Source organism: Kluyvera sp. (assembly GCF_047971185.1).
Lineage (GTDB): Bacteria > Pseudomonadota > Gammaproteobacteria > Enterobacterales > Enterobacteriaceae > Kluyvera.
On sequence record NZ_JBKDZH010000065.1, the window covers coordinates 20972 to 36421 of the forward strand.

General features: G+C 50.6%; 14 protein-coding genes. 2 read left to right on the top strand and 12 right to left on the bottom strand.

The window, feature by feature from the left end; translation table 11 throughout:
* Positions 1–111: 111 nt before the first annotated feature.
* On the top strand, positions 112–2472 hold the full coding sequence (locus ACK5JN_RS17740) for an AAA family ATPase (RefSeq protein ID WP_416871362.1): 2361 nt from the start codon (positions 112–114) through the stop codon (positions 2470–2472).
* 234 nt (positions 2473–2706) lie between these two features.
* On the opposite strand, the gene ACK5JN_RS17745 is transcribed toward ACK5JN_RS17740, so the two are convergent.
* Positions 2707–3618: a LysR family transcriptional regulator gene (locus tag ACK5JN_RS17745; protein WP_416871363.1), complete on the bottom strand. Its 912-nt coding sequence runs from the start codon at positions 3616–3618 to the stop codon at positions 2707–2709.
* Positions 3619–3707: 89 nt separating this feature from the next.
* Here ACK5JN_RS17745 and ACK5JN_RS17750 point away from each other — a divergent pair, with 89 nt between their 5' ends.
* Positions 3708–5093: an MFS transporter gene (locus ACK5JN_RS17750; RefSeq protein ID WP_416871364.1), complete on the top strand. Its 1386-nt coding sequence runs from the start codon at positions 3708–3710 to the stop codon at positions 5091–5093.
* A 124-nt stretch (positions 5094–5217) separates the two neighbouring features.
* Here the strand turns inward: ACK5JN_RS17750 and ACK5JN_RS17755 are convergent, their stop codons facing one another.
* The 11 genes from ACK5JN_RS17755 to ACK5JN_RS17805 all read right to left on the bottom strand — a co-directional run bounded on the left by ACK5JN_RS17755 (position 5218) and on the right by ACK5JN_RS17805 (position 15445).
* A complete protein-coding gene (locus tag ACK5JN_RS17755; protein ID WP_416871365.1) occupies positions 5218–6267 on the bottom strand; it encodes a DNA-methyltransferase in 1050 nt (349 codons plus the stop codon).
* Positions 6260–7063 carry a MobC family replication-relaxation protein gene (gene mobC / locus ACK5JN_RS17760; RefSeq protein WP_416871366.1) on the bottom strand — a complete coding sequence of 268 codons (804 nt, stop codon included), beginning with the start codon at positions 7061–7063 and terminating at the stop codon, positions 6260–6262. Before mobC ends, ACK5JN_RS17755 begins: the two co-directional genes overlap by 8 nt.
* Before the next feature lie 8 nt (positions 7064–7071).
* On the bottom strand, positions 7072–8808 hold the full coding sequence (locus ACK5JN_RS17765) for a type IV secretory system conjugative DNA transfer family protein (RefSeq protein WP_416871367.1): 1737 nt from the start codon (positions 8806–8808) through the stop codon (positions 7072–7074).
* 817 nt (positions 8809–9625) lie between these two features.
* Entirely contained in the window at positions 9626–9931 is a 306-nt protein-coding gene (locus tag ACK5JN_RS17770) for a hypothetical protein (protein ID WP_416871368.1), read from the bottom strand.
* Between the two features lie 18 nt (positions 9932–9949).
* Positions 9950–10252, bottom strand: a complete 303-nt coding sequence (locus tag ACK5JN_RS17775; RefSeq protein ID WP_416871369.1) for a TrbM/KikA/MpfK family conjugal transfer protein — start codon at positions 10250–10252, stop codon at positions 9950–9952.
* A 49-nt stretch (positions 10253–10301) separates the two neighbouring features.
* Entirely contained in the window at positions 10302–11330 is a 1029-nt protein-coding gene (gene virB11, locus ACK5JN_RS17780) for a P-type DNA transfer ATPase VirB11 (RefSeq protein ID WP_416871370.1), read from the bottom strand.
* Positions 11320–12624: a VirB10/TraB/TrbI family type IV secretion system protein gene (gene virB10 / locus ACK5JN_RS17785; protein WP_416871371.1), complete on the bottom strand. Its 1305-nt coding sequence runs from the start codon at positions 12622–12624 to the stop codon at positions 11320–11322. The genes virB11 and virB10 overlap by 11 nt, the downstream gene beginning before the upstream one ends.
* Positions 12621–13508, bottom strand: coding sequence for a P-type conjugative transfer protein VirB9 (gene virB9, locus ACK5JN_RS17790; RefSeq protein WP_262016875.1), 888 nt, complete (start codon positions 13506–13508; stop codon positions 12621–12623). Before virB9 ends, virB10 begins: the two co-directional genes overlap by 4 nt.
* Positions 13508–14191 carry a virB8 family protein gene (locus tag ACK5JN_RS17795; protein ID WP_416871372.1) on the bottom strand — a complete coding sequence of 228 codons (684 nt, stop codon included), beginning with the start codon at positions 14189–14191 and terminating at the stop codon, positions 13508–13510. Before ACK5JN_RS17795 ends, virB9 begins: the two co-directional genes overlap by 1 nt.
* On the bottom strand, positions 14184–14324 hold the full coding sequence (locus ACK5JN_RS17800; RefSeq protein WP_170215684.1) for a hypothetical protein: 141 nt from the start codon (positions 14322–14324) through the stop codon (positions 14184–14186). Before ACK5JN_RS17800 ends, ACK5JN_RS17795 begins: the two co-directional genes overlap by 8 nt.
* A gap of 89 nt (positions 14325–14413) precedes the next feature.
* Positions 14414–15445, bottom strand: coding sequence for a type IV secretion system protein (locus ACK5JN_RS17805; protein WP_416871373.1), 1032 nt, complete (start codon positions 15443–15445; stop codon positions 14414–14416).
* Positions 15446–15450 lie beyond the last annotated feature (5 nt).

Genomic DNA, 15450 nt, shown 5'->3' on the forward strand with positions numbered 1-15450 from the left:
TAGCTTTCATATGATAGTAAAGTGTCTAGGTAGTCGTTCAATTGCCTAGACCTTCAGAATTTTACTGAGCAGCGGCCAAATTAGCGCCGTTGCGTGCAGGGATGACCCGCTATGATCGAATCAATCAGTCTCTCCAATATCGCTACCTACCGTCCTGACAAATCAGAAGTTATTAATCTCAAAAAGATTAATTTCATTTATGGAGCAAATGGAGCGGGCAAGACCACAATCAGTCGACTTATTGAGAAACCTAGCCTCTCAACAGACTCTAGTATTACCTGGCTCAGAAATATGGCAGTGCCAGCAATGGTCTATAACAACGACTTTATCACTGCCAACTTCTCAGAATCCAAAGAGTTTCAGGGAGTATTTACACTCGGCAAGGCCGAGAAAGTTCAGCTCGACCGCCTCAAAGATCTTAAAGATGAAAGAAAGCGCCATGAACAGTTGAGGGCCAAGTTAATCATCTCTCTTGATGGTGAAGATGGAAAACCTGGAAAGCATGCTGAGTTGATTTCTTTGGAAGCAAAGTTGGTTGGCCGATGCTGGGAACAGAAAGTGAAGCATGATGAATATTTCAAAGGGGCATTTACTGGTTTAAGGAATAATAAGGAAGCATTCAAAGCAAGGGTTCTTCAAGAACATGAGAATAACAAATCCACCTTGGTTGATTTGGTTGATCTCAAAGCTAGAGCGGCAGTTTTATATGGTGACCAACCCTCGAAAATAGATCTTGTTTCGACCTTGGATTTATCACGGTTGATAGCATTCGAGAAAAGCCCGATTCTGGTTAAAAAGGTGGTAGGCAAAGACGATGTTAGTATATCCGCGATTATTCAGCGGTTAGGTAATAGCGACTGGGTTAGGCAGGGTATGAGATTTCTGGAGCATACGGATGAACAATGTCCGTTCTGTCAGCAGACTCTGCCCCACGACTTCGAGAAGGAACTTACTGACTACTTCGATGAGACTTTTGAGGCGGATTCGAAGGCGATCTCTGCCCTACGTAATAATTATTTTCAAATTGCTGAGGATCTTTTGGCTCAGGCACATGTTCTGTTAGCTTTGGATTGCACAGAACTGGACAAGGAAAAACTTAATCCTAAGATTCAAGCACTGGATGCTGTTGTTCTTATCAATAAAGGGCGGATGGACGATAAAGTTACTACTCCAAGTGCTGAGGTGTTTCTTGAGGGGCTGGAGGATATTGAGGCTGATATTGCTGCTATTGTTAATACGGCGAATGCGAAAATAACCGAACAAAATCGCCTAGTTGCAAGCTTCACTGCTGAGCAGCGCAGGCTCACCGGAGAAGTGTGGAAATATATTATCGATGCCGAGCTAAAGAATACCTTGGCTGATTATACCTCTGAGAAGAATAAGCTACAGAAATCTATTTCGGGCATCGCATTGAGCCGGGATAAAGCCACGGAAGATATTAATGCTACAGACGTCGATATCGATAAGATTGAGGCGGAGCTTACCAGTGTAAAGCCTACAGTAATTGCTATAAATAAGATTTTAAAAAATTTTGGATTCTTCAGCTTTTCTCTAGATCCTGCATGTGCGGATAACTCTTATAGAATTATCCGAGCGGATGGGAGAGATGCCAAGCAAACATTGAGCGAGGGAGAGAAGACCTTCGTAACGTTCCTTTATTTCTACCACCTGTTGAGAGGGAGTATTACGACATCCGGTATAACCGCCGATAGGATTGTGGTCATCGATGACCCTGTTTCTAGCCTTGATAGTGATGTGTTGTTTATCGTGAGTAGTTTGATCAAGGAGCTTTTCGCCGAAGTTAGAAAGAGTGGTAGCCATCTTAAACAAGTTGTGGTGCTTACACACAACGTGCATTTCCATAAAGAGGTCACGTACGATCAGCGCCGGAAGGCCAATACATCTCTTGCTGATGAAACATTTTGGATTGTCCGCAAACCAAATGAGTATTCGGTAATTGAGTTCCATTCAAGTAATCCAATCAGGAATTCTTATCAATTACTCTGGGCAGAGCTGAAAAGGACACCGGTGCCAGTCCTTACGTTGCAGAATACCATGCGACGGATTTTGGAGAACTATTTCAAGATTTTGGGTGGTGTCGATACGTACCACTTGGTTGACAAGTTTGAGGGTATTGAAAAGACACAATGCCAGTCTTTGATGAGTTGGGTAAACGATGGATCGCATTACGCTCCGGATGAGCTCTACGTGGCCATTAGTGACAATATGGCAGCGAGCTACCTGAAAATTTTCTTCAAGATATTCAAGGCGGCTAAGCATGATGCGCATTACAGAATGATGATGGGCGATTCATATGTTGATCTAGATCCGGAAGAGATCTCAGAGCAGCAGGCGATGACTGATGCTAAAGAAGAGGGGGGCGTTGTATTTAATGATGCCGGTGTAGTAGAGAAATCAGCCCCAGTACCGACTGTACTCAAGTCTGAGATTGCTCAGCCCGGATTCGATTAGGGTATGCCGTTTTGAAGCCTTCCGTTGACGAGCGCATCTATGAAAACATCCATCGACTAGATCAGGTTCGAAGCATCCGACCGAACGAGCGGAATGATCACTTTCCCTTGATTAAGGATAGCGTTGCAACGACCCGTTAAACTCACAGTATAAAGCGGACAAGCTTACTGAGCCGAAGGTCCGATGTGAGCGAGAAGCGGACACCGGCTGTCTGAAATGAATTCCTGAATCACTTCACAGCCTGATCATGTCAAAATGCTGCGCAAGAAATTCAATAAACGCCCTGACCTTAACTGACATCTGAGAGCCTTTACTGAATAACGCGCATACCGGCCGCGATGGCAAAGAAGATTCGGGCAGCACTTTTTCAAGTTGCCCCGAACTGATATAGGGTCTGACAGCCCAGTCAGGAACCAGAGCAATGCCGCAGTCATTTACCGCTGACTGAATTACGCAGTCTAAGGCGTTGGCCCGCATCCTGACCGGTACTCTGATTTTCTCTTTCCTGCCATCACTCATCAGCTCCCACACATCAGAATGACTGTACTGACTGTAAATAAGACATTGATGACCTGACAGTTCCTTTGGTGTTGAGGGGCGCCCGTGCCGCTTAAGATACTCTCCTGATGCTATCAGTCCCCAGTGAATGGAACCGAGTTGACGGCCTATCAGTTCACTGTCGCTGAGTGGCCCCACCACTATTGCAACATCTATACCTTCATCAATGAGGTTAACCGGACGGTCCAGAAGCGATACATCCACAGCCAGCGCAGGGTGCTTTTGCATAAACTGAGTTACCGCCGGCATGATTTTTTCACGACCAAATAATGTGGGTGCGGTAATACGAATGATACCAGCGGTTTGCCCTGATCCGGCAGTGAGCCCGTTTTCAAGCGCTGAAATTTCGTCAACCAGTCTGCGGGCGGACGCATAATAAATTTGTCCCTCTGTAGTTGGGGACATATTCCTGGATGATCTGAACAACAGGGGTGTGGCAAGGCGCATCTCCAGAGCACGAATCCTGCGGCTCACAGTGGGCAGCGAAATGCCCGTCGTACGGGCCGCTGCGGACAGGCTGCCGCCATCAACAATCGCTATAAAAAGTTGTAAGTCACTTATATGTTTCACAAAAAACCTGTCTTTCATTTTTGAAAGGGTACCTTACATATTACTTTATTTTTTGAAAAGGATTTCGGGCACATACTTTTCAAATTGCTTATTAAGAGGATGTGAACATGCCGGAGAGTACGACGCAGTCAGTGCCTTATTCAGGTGGACGCTTGCTTAAAGCCATGGCGGCAATTTCAGTATCGGTCGGCCTGGCGACTCTTGATACCTCAATTACCAACACCGCGCTGCCGGCTATTGCGGAACAACTGCAGGTTGGTGATGCGGACGTAATCTGGGTTGTCGCTGCTTATCAGATAATAATGACCGCAGCCATCATGCCCCTGGCCGCACTGGGTGGGACGATCGGATACCGGCGTGTATTTATGGCAGGTCTGATACTTTTCATCTTTTCATCAGCATTCTGCGGCCTTGCCACATCGCTGCCGGTCCTGATCATCGCACGTGCCTTTCAGGGGCTGGGCGCAGCGGCCATCATGAGCACAAATACAGCACTCGTGAAGCTTATCTATCCTCCTGAAAGACTGGGTAAAGGCCTGGGACTCAACGCACTTGTTGTGGCTCTTGGACTGGCGGGCGGACCGGTAATAGCGTCGGCTGTCCTGAGTTTTGCCAGCTGGCACTGGCTTTTTCTGATAAATATTCCGACAGGTGTCCTCGGCCTGATCCTGACTTTACGCAACATCCCACAGAGCAGACCAAGACAGACCGGATTCAGTATGTGGACTGCTGCCCTGACCTTTTTAGCCTTTCTGCTTTTTATTACCGGACTGCAGAGAGCGGAAAGTAAAGCCTGGCCTGAAGTAAGTGCTTATACAATAACAGCGATATTGTGCTTTGCTGCACTCATCCGTGCCGAGCAAGGGCGCAGTAACAGGGTATTTCCGACTGATTTGTTCAGATCTGCAGATTTTTCACTTTCCGCGTTAACAGCTGTTTTAGCCTTTGCAGCGCAGGGACTCGCAATGGTTATCTTTCCGTTTTTTTTGCTGTACGGTATGGGCAAAATGCAGTGGGAAATTGGCTTGCTGATTGCCCCCTGGCCTGTACTGGGGGCTCTGATGGCTCCCGTATCAGGTTCGCTTTCCGACAGATTCCCTGCTGCATGGCTCAGCACAGCGGGCATGGCCGTTCTTTCAGTCAGTCTGCTCACGATGACCCTACTGACGTATGAAACGCCGGTGTGGCTGCTGATGTTCAATATGGCGTGCTGCGGCGTTGGTTTTGGCCTATTTCTGTCGCCAAATCAGCGAACATTGATGGCTTCTGCGCCGCCATCAAGAAGCGGAGCGGCCAGTGGTGTCCTGGGAGTAACCCGCCTTCTCGGCCAGTCTGGCGGTGCTGCCTGCGTCGCTTTCTTTCTGGCTGGAGGTGATGTACAAGCGGGCCAGTCTGCGATTATGGCACTCTGGAGTGGTGCGGCCCTTGCCATGCTTGCGGCAGTTAGCAGTTTTTCGCGTATATTCTTCACAGGGCAGGTTTTAAAAAAATAAAGCATTGGTATGATGTGAAGTCCGCTTCTGGCACAAAGTTGCCTGTCAGATTAAGTTATGGCCCTGAGCCATAAAAATGTTAACTCATATCTTAGCTAACATTTTTAGAATCAGTGACCCGACTTCAATTATCAATATACCTTTCTGCATCGCCAGAACGAGCCGTGGTACTCCGTGCTGCCGCATTACGCCCGCGAGCAATTTTCACATAATTCTCTTCTCGCTCTATACCGATGAAACAGAAACCTTCCATCGCCGCAGCTTTTCCGGTGCTCCCACTTCCCATAAAGGGATCAAGGATAGTGCCGCCCGGGGGCGTAATCAGGCGGCAAAGGTAACGCATCAGCTCGGTGGGCTTTACACATGGATGATTGTTACCCTCACCACGGTCCTTTCTGCTGGCTTTCGCACAATAAAAGAACCGACTGGGGCTGCTAATTTCTACCTGCTGAGGGTTATCCCTGAACCAGGCAAGCACTGCGGCACTGCCATCATGGATAAGATTGGCAGGCCATCGGCCATCGGGGTTTCCTTGCCTGGCGATATCCCCGTCACCTTTATTTCTGCCTCGCCACATGTGGTTGGGATCGGAACCTCCCGGTCCATTTGGATAATCATAGGGTGATTCTCTTTCTGCCAGAGGGATCCTGCATTCGCCGATGTTCAGAACGCCGGTACCATATACGTCTACGTTGGATGCTATGGTTCCCTTACATGGCTTGCGGGCCAGGGTAATCGGTTCCAGCGCCGGTTTTAACGCGTGGTGAGATTTAGGAAAGCCCGAACCGTATACCCAGCCCAGCATTCCGTCACGTCCAAATGTCGCGTCCAGCAATTTGAGCTGATCCGACGATAAACTTTCGATTAGTACCCTGGCAGCATTACTGGTCTCGTAGAGAAATACGATCATGTCACGTATTTCAAAGCCCGCATCCTCAATACGCGCTGCCATCCGGTGTTGAGTGCGGCATCCTGCGAAGGACAACAGATGACCACCGGGTTTGAGTACGCGTAGACATTCTTCCCAGATGACTTGTGAGGGCACATCATAGTCCCATGTCTTACCCATGAATTTAATACCATAGGGCGGGTCGGTCACGATGCTGTTCACAGAGTTGTCCGGCATACTGCGCAGAACGTCAAGGCAGTCGCCATGAGTCAAAATGTCATGCATGGCGTTCCCTCCCGTCATCGTCAGCAACTGATGAAGAGGGGCCACCCTGTTTTTCACTGACACTATTTTCCAGTTCATCAAGGGTACGGAACAGAAACATTTCCCGGTTCTTCGCGTCAAACGGAACCGGAACGCTGTTCCTCATCACCGTCCTGATACTGTCAAACAGCCTGACCAGCGATTCTTTAGTTTTACCATCCGGCATAACATACATCGCATAGTGCCAACGTCCGGCGTCGCTGGCGGCGAGATGACTGCTGATAATGCTGATGTAACGAGCGCGGGTTTTCATCGTTCGCTCTGTTTCCACTGCAACGATGGCACCGCTGCTTAAGGTAATAATGCCGTCCGGTCGGTGTCGGAAGCCCGAGTATCGCGACATAAACTCTCTCCGATCGCCGTTAAGCCAGCCTGTACCGCCTTTTTCCTCAAGGGCGATCCTGACCCGCTGATTTAACAGTCGATGTTCCAGAGTCGAGTGTTTGAGTTTTCCCGGTTCAAAATAGGCGGGGAAAACCTTGTCATCAGCGCTAACCACCATCGCCAGTCCCTGCATGCTGAGCCCCCACAATGATTTTTTCCCGGTCAATACCGGATATTCGTGTTTAATCAGGAGGCCCATCGCAACCGCTTTATTGAGCAGTTTATACATCGCATGGTTATGTTTTCCTTTATAGCCGACAACTTTTTTTAAGGTCCGCAAATCAGAGAACGTTTCTTCCTTGAGAAAATACAGCAATGCCCGCATTCTCCGTTTTGCGGCTTCATTTCTTTCAGTAACGTTATGAATAAGCATTGATAGCCTCACAGGTTGACGGAGGGTTTGTGAATCTGATTTTCTTTTTTGGTATGCGGAGGGTTTTTATTCTCAAATGCAAACAGGTCGATATATTGCTTCTTCACTGGTATGTGGAATAGTTTGGTTGCCTTCGCCAGATCGTTCTGGGTAAAAACAAAACCAACAAATTTGGGGAGGTTAAGCAACATGTTGCTGTCTATATAATATCGTTCAGCCTGGCGGATCATCCTGTCAGTATCCATTTTCTCCGTCAGGGATATATCCGTTTTAACTTTCCTCATTTCATCGTCAACCAGTATAGAGCCTGTCATTCTGGCGAACCAGTCGGCAGTATCCGGATCGCGAATGCGATAAACCAGCATAAACTTGCAATTCTCAATCACTGAACCAGCAACGGCATCACCTTCCAGATCTGCCGGACAGTCATATAAATCTTTTACCGACTGGTGAGCCATGATGATATGCACGCCTTTATCCCTCGCTGCGCCAAGTCCTTCAAGCGCAGGGCGGGACAGGTGATACTTGAGTTCATCAAGGAAAATAGCGACCGGGCGAAGTTTTCCTTTTATCCGGTCACGCGTTTCGGCTATCTGAATCAAGCGAGTTAAAATCATGCGCTGAGCCGAGATGATTTTCTGGTTACGCATTGAGCCGATGATGTAGCAACATCCGCCTTCATCAAAAATGGTCTTTAAGGAAAATCCCTTATTGGCATTGATGGAGTTCACTAAAGCGATTTCCTCAAGCTCGCCATAAAAAGCAGGCACATCTTCACTGAGGGATTTCACAAAGTCAGTGTTAAATAAGTCGCGTAACGTCATTTCCTTTTCATAAATAGCTGCCGTATTTCTGGCTGCACGACGGTCAGCAATACGATAAAAGTCAGCACCTTCGCCTTTTTTACCCAGGCTGAAACCTGCATTAAACAACTCCTCCAGCTGTTCATGAGAAATATCAGCCAGTAAATCAAGTTGAAAATTAAGGTCATTCAGGTTAATCAGAACAAATTTTTTTCCCGCTTTCTGACAAGCTTCCCGTAGTACATGCGGTGCCCACTCATCATTTTTAGGATCTTCGACAAATACGCCTTCACCTGAAAGTATTGCCTGATAAAGCAGTACACAGGCACTGACGCCTTTACCGGAACCTGTGGTGCCGATAAGGTCGGCGTGCTGAGTTTGAAATTCTTCAGGAGTGATATATTGCGGCTGATCATCTTTATCCAGCCCGATAAAAATACCTTTATTCAGGTCAATATAATCCAACGGATTATATGCAATACTGTCTGGCAACATGTCCCTGACTTCGCGAACATCCGTTCTGACATTTCTTTCCAGTTTACTTTTTTTAATCATCCGGTGTTTCAGACTGTCGATTTCCCCCGTCAGCAGCCTTCGGACTACAATATGAAAAGCCAGACCTGCCAGCGTAAATTCGACAGTCAGTATCCAGCGTGATAATCTGAGCAAGATGTTATTATCGAGCACTTTAAAGAAAAAACTCAGCCCCTGAATGGTCAGCGGTGACAGGGTGCCAAATATGAAAAAGAAGGTGGATACACCCGCCACCAATTTTAACCAAAAGGGGGCATTTTTTCTTTCTTCACGTGGCAGATTAAATATAAATGGCAGCGTCAGTCCGGCAAATATGGATAATATTACCGGGTTATGTTGCAGCCAGAGTAGAAAAAAAGAAAAGGCATCCGTAAAGGCATTCAGCCTTTGCATCAGATGAGTTCCCATTACAGTGACCTCCGGTCTGATTTCGGTGTGACGGGCGCATCGCATGGGCGTCACCGATGGACGCTAAACCCCATGCCCATACGCGACGCCTATTGATGACGCCCATAAATGAATGAAAAGCACTGAACGTCTCCGACGCTCATGCCCGTGAACCGCGCTTTCAGAAAACAGCCGACGCGTGGTCGTCAGTCCCCTGAAACGCACGTATGACGGGCAACAGCGTGTGACATTACGCTCGGGCTGGACGCACTCCCTGCATGTCACATGAGGGTAATGTCGTGGCTGGACGCCGCGCCAAAACCCCCAAGGTCAACGGCGGCACACCGTCGGCCGCTACGCGCGACCACCCCCTTTAAGACGGTCGCTTTCGCCTTTTTCTTCCCTTTGCTCGTGCCTCGCAGCGGGAATAAAAGGGAAGCTGACCTTTAAAGAGGGTGGTCGCGCCACGCTACCGGCTTTTGGCCGGAGACTTAGCCGCGACGGTGTGCGGGGCGATGCCCCCCAAATAAACCGCTGTCGTGGGCGACAGCTTTTCGCTCGCTGGGGCGGCGAAATTTATTCGGCTCCCCCCGGCCGGCAAAATCCGCGTGGGCGCGGCTGTTTGCCGGTGAGGCGCGGTGCCTGAACTATTTTCGCTCCTTAACCCGCGAAAATAATTCTGTCCGCTGCCTCATTTTTACGGCCCGCATTTCTTCACGCCTTAATTCGCGAAAAATGTGCTGGGCCGTAAAAACCGGAAAATCACCACGCCTTAATCCTGAGTCGGCTGAAATATTTTGGCGCTATAGGTGACCTGCGAATAAAATTAATACAGGGATTAATAGTGGCTCTCGCGGATTTCCCTGATGATGTCAGAATAACACTGACAACTTTCTTTAATGCTGGTTTCATCCAGCGTAAACCCTCGCCGGTTGGCTTCCTCTGTCAGCTTTATTCTGTCAGTGGGGTTCAGCGTTTGCAGTAATTGCAATAACCGGCATATAACCCGGTAGTGATAAATTTCATAATAAAGGCCGCATCCACGCATCGCCTCATTTTCAATGTGCTCAATAACACAGGCTGCGCGCATGGAATCTCCGCGCTGACGTGTCCAGGGATACTGAATAAAACCCGGTTTTGTCATGATGACTACCTCCGTTAATTAGCCACGCATGCGGCCAAATTTATTGATTATCTGGCTGATAATTGCCGGATCTGATGAGTTGCATTCAAGTAAAAATGATTTTCTGGCATCGGCAGTATGGTCTTGCAGAAAACCGTGCTTGTTCTTTTTCACGATATTAAAGAATGCACGTTCAGCCGAATGACATTCATTGCCGCCGCCGTTACCGGTGGCTTTACCGTACATGCATAACACCACTTCACAGGCGTCAGCGGCCATGACGGAGGTTGAATATGACTCCATAATGCAGAGTAATAATGCGGAGAATATTGCTTTTTTCATTTTGGTCACCTTCATATTTAAACGAGGGTTGCGTAATTCGATAAGTTATTTATTGAAGTCCTTTACTGAATACACCTCTCATGCCATTAAGATGAAGGGGTTTAAAATAAACATCATTCATCCGGCGTATGTCACCATGAATATCAATGCTGACGATCACATCAATGCTTTTTAGCACCTTGCGTAACAGCACGTCGAAAGGCATGTTCCGGCAGGCGGGATTTTCATAGCAGCGGTCAATTATCCCTTCAATACATTCTTCCGGGCTGCCCGCATGCAGGGAGGTCATCAATCCCTCATGCCCGGAACCGACGATTTTCAGTGCATCCCAGGCTTCCCGACCGCGAATTTCTGCCAGTAATATCCGGTCAGGGTTCATACGATAATTGGCACGTATCAGCCTGCCGGGCGTGACAATGGCATTATCCCCGGCATCCGCCGGATAAAAGAGATGGACATAGTTGGTGTGGTGATAGAACCGGATTTCGGGATTATCCTCGATGGTGGTCAGCCTGAGGTGCCGGGGAATATAGTGCAGCAGCGTTTTCATATAGGTGGTTTTACCGGATCCGGTTTCACCGACGATAAAAATCGTCTTGCCGTATTCCACCGCTTTTTCCATAAAACGGGGAATATCCTCACTCTGATAGTAGCGGGTCAGTTCAACATCTTTGCCTTCCGTCCGCTCCTTACCGGTCACCCGGTTATAAAATCCCGCATCAATCCATGACTGATGCGTTTTCTGCCCGAATGAGGGTTTGCGCAGCGTAATAGACACGGTATTACGCTCACAGGCCGGGGGAATAATGGCCTGAATGCGCTCGCCTGATTCAAGCGTGGCGGAAAGGATCGGCGAGGTGTCGTCGATATTATCGTCCTGCCAGGACGCCAGCGCTCTGGCAAAGGCGTAACACTGGCGCTGCGTAATCGAGGCTTCATGTCTTCGCCATTTCCCCCGGATTTTGGTATGCAGTTCACCCGGCCGGTTAACGGCAATTTCCGTCAGGCCGTCCTGTGCAATAAAATCACCAAACAGCTGGTTTTTCATAAAATCCAGCGACAAGTTTTCAGCGTTCATACCACCTCTTTTTCAGTCGCAGCTGCCAGACGGATGAGAAATCAATATCGGTGCCTGTCATGATGCCGATGACATCACCCTGATTCAGGTACAGGGTGGGCGGGATATTGATGCTGTTGTCCAGTGTCGTTTTCGCCATTTCCGCCGTGGCAGCGCGGGTGTTTTCGGTGTAGTCGGTATTGCGGTCTTTCCCCGGGGCAGCATCCGACGCCGCCGCTGCCACGTCCTGGACGGTACTGAGCATCAGGGCATTGCCGAAGCGCTCCCAGAAGTGATTGTCGATCCAGCCTGAGATCCCCGCCTCGCCGAGCGGGCCGCTGGCCTGCGTATCAGTTAGCGGTATTTGCAGGCTGCCGGGCTCAGGCGTACGCAGCTCCGTCCATAGCACAAACATCCGGCTGCGTCCGTGTTGCAGCGCCCCGGTGCGGTAGATGCCACGGGCGACCGTTCCCGCCGGGATCAGCGTCACATGGTTGCTGGCGCTGTAAACATCTTCACTGACCAAGCAGGAAATATGCCCCCCGACATCGGACACGAAGCGCCACATCATCGAACACGGGATATAGCGGTCCACCGGGATATAGAGATCAGGATCAAGACCCAGTCGTCTGACGCCGGTGACACGGGCGACGCCCGGATTGTCGTTGTTACCCGTTTCCGACGCGGCAGTATCCGGGCAGCGCAGGTTGCCATCCTTTCCCCTGGACAGTACTGACGGACAGGATATGTATGTCGTGGATGATGACCGACTGTTGGACGTTTCTGCGTTGCTGCGCGTTTCACCCGGGGAAGTGCGTTCAGTATCGCCCTGCATTGTTTGGGCGTTGTTCACCCCGTCAGCCAGCGCGGCGGCCTTGTTCAGGGCTGGTGGGGCTGGTGGCAGGGTGGGTGCGGGAGTAACGGTCTGGCTGACAGGGTCTGTTCCGTCCTGTGTGTGCGGCCCGAACAGGCCAAACGGGTTACTGTCCATGCCCAGATTTTGACGCTCATGCAGCGTCTTTCCGGCGGAGGGTTGCGGCGCGGTGTCGGCTTCTTTCTCATTACCCCCTTTGAATGCACTGAAAAGACGATCGCCGCCGGATGCCAGGGCGATCACCAGCGCCAGACTCAACAGGCTGACGATCAGCGTGCGGCGACCGGATGCCTTACGAAAACGGGTCACTTCCGGCTGGCCGGGCGGTGTTTTCTGCTCCGGCTCCTGATACGCCATTGCCGCACGGGCGCGTTCGCGGGCTTCCGCTTCCCGCTCTGCGGTGGTTTTTTCCGGTTCGTCCGGGACAGGTTTGTCAGTCATTTGGCCTCCAGCGTAACGGACGGTGAAACGGTGTCGCGGCGGGTTATCGGGATGCGCCCGAATCCGTCGTTTTCGATCCCCACCACCGAAGTGCCGTAACGCAGCACCAGTTGTGGTGATGCCGGAACCACCATCACGATGTAGTTACCCTGTTTAACCGTCCTGGGCGTGACCGCCCGCTCCCGTCCGTTAACCACCCGGAAAACGGAAGGCAGGGTTCTGAGATGCGAGAATCCGAGCCAGGTGAAGCGGCCATCGTCCCAGGCAAAATCCGGTGCGATGGAGGCCGAACCGGCGGCGACCCGTTTGGTGTATCGCCAGTTGCGTGGCGTGCTGGCCTGTCCGAATGCCGCTGCTATCTGCTGCTTCTCCTGTCTTTCACGCTGCTGCGTCTGACGCGCGGCGCTGTCGGCGGCGGATTGCTGGCGAACCTCGGCCGGATAGTGGTAACGGATAACGAACGCCTGCGCGGGGGAATCGTGGTCCAGCACGTTCAGCTCCAGGCTGTAATCACGCTTTGAGGTCACCACGAAGAGGTTGGTCTTCCAGTCCTTTGCCGTGGGCAGGAACACCTGGCTGATGTTGTTGCCGCTGGCGTCCGTCACCGGCTGGGTGATGGGGTTCGGGCTGACGCCTACCCGGTTATCACTCTTCGTGACCGTCCAGCCTTTGGGAAAACCCGCTTGCGCATCAATCACAGCTTCATCGTCGTCAAACAGCAGTGTGGTGACGTAGCCAGGGCGGGTATTCACCACGGTGGCGTTCTGGCTGTTATACGATACGTTCTGCATCCGGCTGTCATAGCCGCTGCCACGCGGGGTGGCGGCACTCCATGCCGCGCATGATGCCAGTAAGCCCGTCAGGAGCAGGATGTTTTTCAGCATCATTCGCTCCTCCGTTCTTTATCGCGCTGGTAGCTGGTGACGATAAAGCCCAGCGGGTTCACTTCACGCTGGCTGTCCGTCAGTTGCTGATGCGGGATATAACGATAAGTGAGTCGGATATTCCAGAAGTCCGTTTTCACTGAATTATCAGAAATACGGCGAAGGGTACGCTTGATACGCAAGGTTGCCAGGTTATCCTGCCCGGTTGCAGGCGCGTGCACATTGGAAATAATGTCGATATAGACAACATATTCGGCTTTATTAAAAACAACGTCCGGTGCCTGGTCGCCGTTAAACCCGTCAAGATAATCCCGGTTCACGCTGTCGCTGTTAAATAATTGTACGTCGTCGTAATCACGCTGGAGGGAGAAATAATTATACCCTTCGCGGAGTCTGGCATAGTGTGCCGCCAGTGAATGCGCCAGCGCTTTTTCAGACGCAATATCCCGCTCTTTAATGCGGGTCATATACTCATAACGACCGGTCTGTTTGTCCACCGACCATAATTCAATGTCAGTGGTTTTCAGCGGCAGCAGAATAAGAATGGCTGTAATTGCCAGTGCAGCCAGAATCAGCCCGGCAGCGGCCACCCGCCAGGCAGTTTTGCGGGAACGCTCTTCCTTTTCCAGCAGGATGGATTCAAAAGAGCGCGAGACATTAATGATGTGCTGAATATCAGACATGGTGAGTCAGCTCCTGGATCATGGCGGGGGAATTCACCGGCTGGGGATCGCCGGACACCGGCGGGAGGTTGCCCTGATGCTGCGCGCAGCCCGTAAGCGCGCACAGCACCAGAAGCAAGATGCTAAATTTCATGGAAGCCTCTTATCGGATAAATGCAGGAAAGCCGCACCGCTGGCAGAGGCCACGGCGTGACGGAGAAAAGAAATTAGCGGTCGGGAGGATTAACGGTGACGCTGCTGATTCTGGCGTTTCATGCTTTCAATGGCGGTGGTACGTTTCTGCCAGGCGCTCACGGCTTTGCCCGCACCTGCGGCAATGAACCTGCCGGTTGTCGCGGCTGCGGCCATGCCACCTTTGGCGGTCAGTCGGCCTCCGGCCTTTATGCCGGGTCTGGCTACGTCGGCAGATTTGCTCGCCAGCGCACTCAGTCCGCTCATCGCAGCCCCCTGTAACACAGCCTGCACGGCGGCACCGCTCAGCGCAGTGGCTATTTTCGCTGAAAAATACACCACGACGCCTGCCGCAATCCCGGCCAGCAAACATTGTGCCGCCAGGGTCACCATATTGCTTTCAGCAGACGTTGCTGTGGCGGCATCCAGTATTGTATTCAGGTAGTTGATGGCGATCCGGACAGACAGGGCAGAGAACATGATCGTTAAGATTGCGGTAAATATTGTTTTCAGCCAGTTATCAAACATGGGTTTAAGAAAACCGTACAGCAGGCAGAAAATAAAGAGTGGGGCGGTGGTGGTCATTAACAGAATGGTGATTTCGGCGAGCAGGTTGACAAAGGTTGCAGCCAGTAACAGAACGATTGCACCGCCCCAGACCAGCACCTCGGCAAAGCCGCCATTCACTTTAACGTAGGTGGATGTATCGAGATTAAACAGCGTTTGCCCCAGCGCTTGTGCCTTTTCCCACACCGTGTCGAGCAGCGCCCAGACATTATCATCGCCACTGATGCCGTCCTTAAGCCCTTCAATGGCCGCAATGATGGCATCCAGCCAGCTATCGCGGTTTAAAACAAAGGTGGTGATCAGCAACATGCGGCCCACATCCCAGACAACATCTTCAACCGGTGTCTGGAGTTTGCCGCCAAGCGTCTGATACCCGCGATACGTAATAAACAGGGTGAAGGAACTGACGATAATCACACTGATTAGGGTGCCGTAGGTAGAAGACTGACCTTCTAATACGGCATTGAGTCCATCCATGATGTTTTTGTCCATACCAACAAAAATACCACCGGACATGGTGC

What these genes read in the sequence shown, in the direction of transcription:
- ACK5JN_RS17765 (WP_416871367.1), bottom strand. Translation starts at nt 8,808, where the DNA reads ATGGGAACTCATCTGATGCAAAGGCTGAATGCCTTTACGGATGCCTTT.
- ACK5JN_RS17740 (WP_416871362.1), top strand. Translation starts at nt 112, where the DNA reads ATGATCGAATCAATCAGTCTCTCCAATATCGCTACCTACCGTCCTGAC.
- ACK5JN_RS17795 (WP_416871372.1), bottom strand. Translation starts at nt 14,191, where the DNA reads ATGTCTGATATTCAGCACATCATTAATGTCTCGCGCTCTTTTGAATCC.
- ACK5JN_RS17745 (WP_416871363.1), bottom strand. Translation starts at nt 3,618, where the DNA reads ATGAAAGACAGGTTTTTTGTGAAACATATAAGTGACTTACAACTTTTT.
- ACK5JN_RS17800 (WP_170215684.1), bottom strand. Translation starts at nt 14,324, where the DNA reads ATGAAATTTAGCATCTTGCTTCTGGTGCTGTGCGCGCTTACGGGCTGC.
- mobC (WP_416871366.1), bottom strand. Translation starts at nt 7,063, where the DNA reads ATGCTTATTCATAACGTTACTGAAAGAAATGAAGCCGCAAAACGGAGA.
- virB11 (WP_416871370.1), bottom strand. Translation starts at nt 11,330, where the DNA reads ATGAACGCTGAAAACTTGTCGCTGGATTTTATGAAAAACCAGCTGTTT.
- virB9 (WP_262016875.1), bottom strand. Translation starts at nt 13,508, where the DNA reads ATGCTGAAAAACATCCTGCTCCTGACGGGCTTACTGGCATCATGCGCG.
- ACK5JN_RS17755 (WP_416871365.1), bottom strand. Translation starts at nt 6,267, where the DNA reads ATGCATGACATTTTGACTCATGGCGACTGCCTTGACGTTCTGCGCAGT.
- ACK5JN_RS17750 (WP_416871364.1), top strand. Translation starts at nt 3,708, where the DNA reads ATGCCGGAGAGTACGACGCAGTCAGTGCCTTATTCAGGTGGACGCTTG.
- ACK5JN_RS17805 (WP_416871373.1), bottom strand. Translation starts at nt 15,445, where the DNA reads ATGTCCGGTGGTATTTTTGTTGGTATGGACAAAAACATCATGGATGGA.
- virB10 (WP_416871371.1), bottom strand. Translation starts at nt 12,624, where the DNA reads ATGACTGACAAACCTGTCCCGGACGAACCGGAAAAAACCACCGCAGAG.
- ACK5JN_RS17770 (WP_416871368.1), bottom strand. Translation starts at nt 9,931, where the DNA reads ATGACAAAACCGGGTTTTATTCAGTATCCCTGGACACGTCAGCGCGGA.
- ACK5JN_RS17775 (WP_416871369.1), bottom strand. Translation starts at nt 10,252, where the DNA reads ATGAAAAAAGCAATATTCTCCGCATTATTACTCTGCATTATGGAGTCA.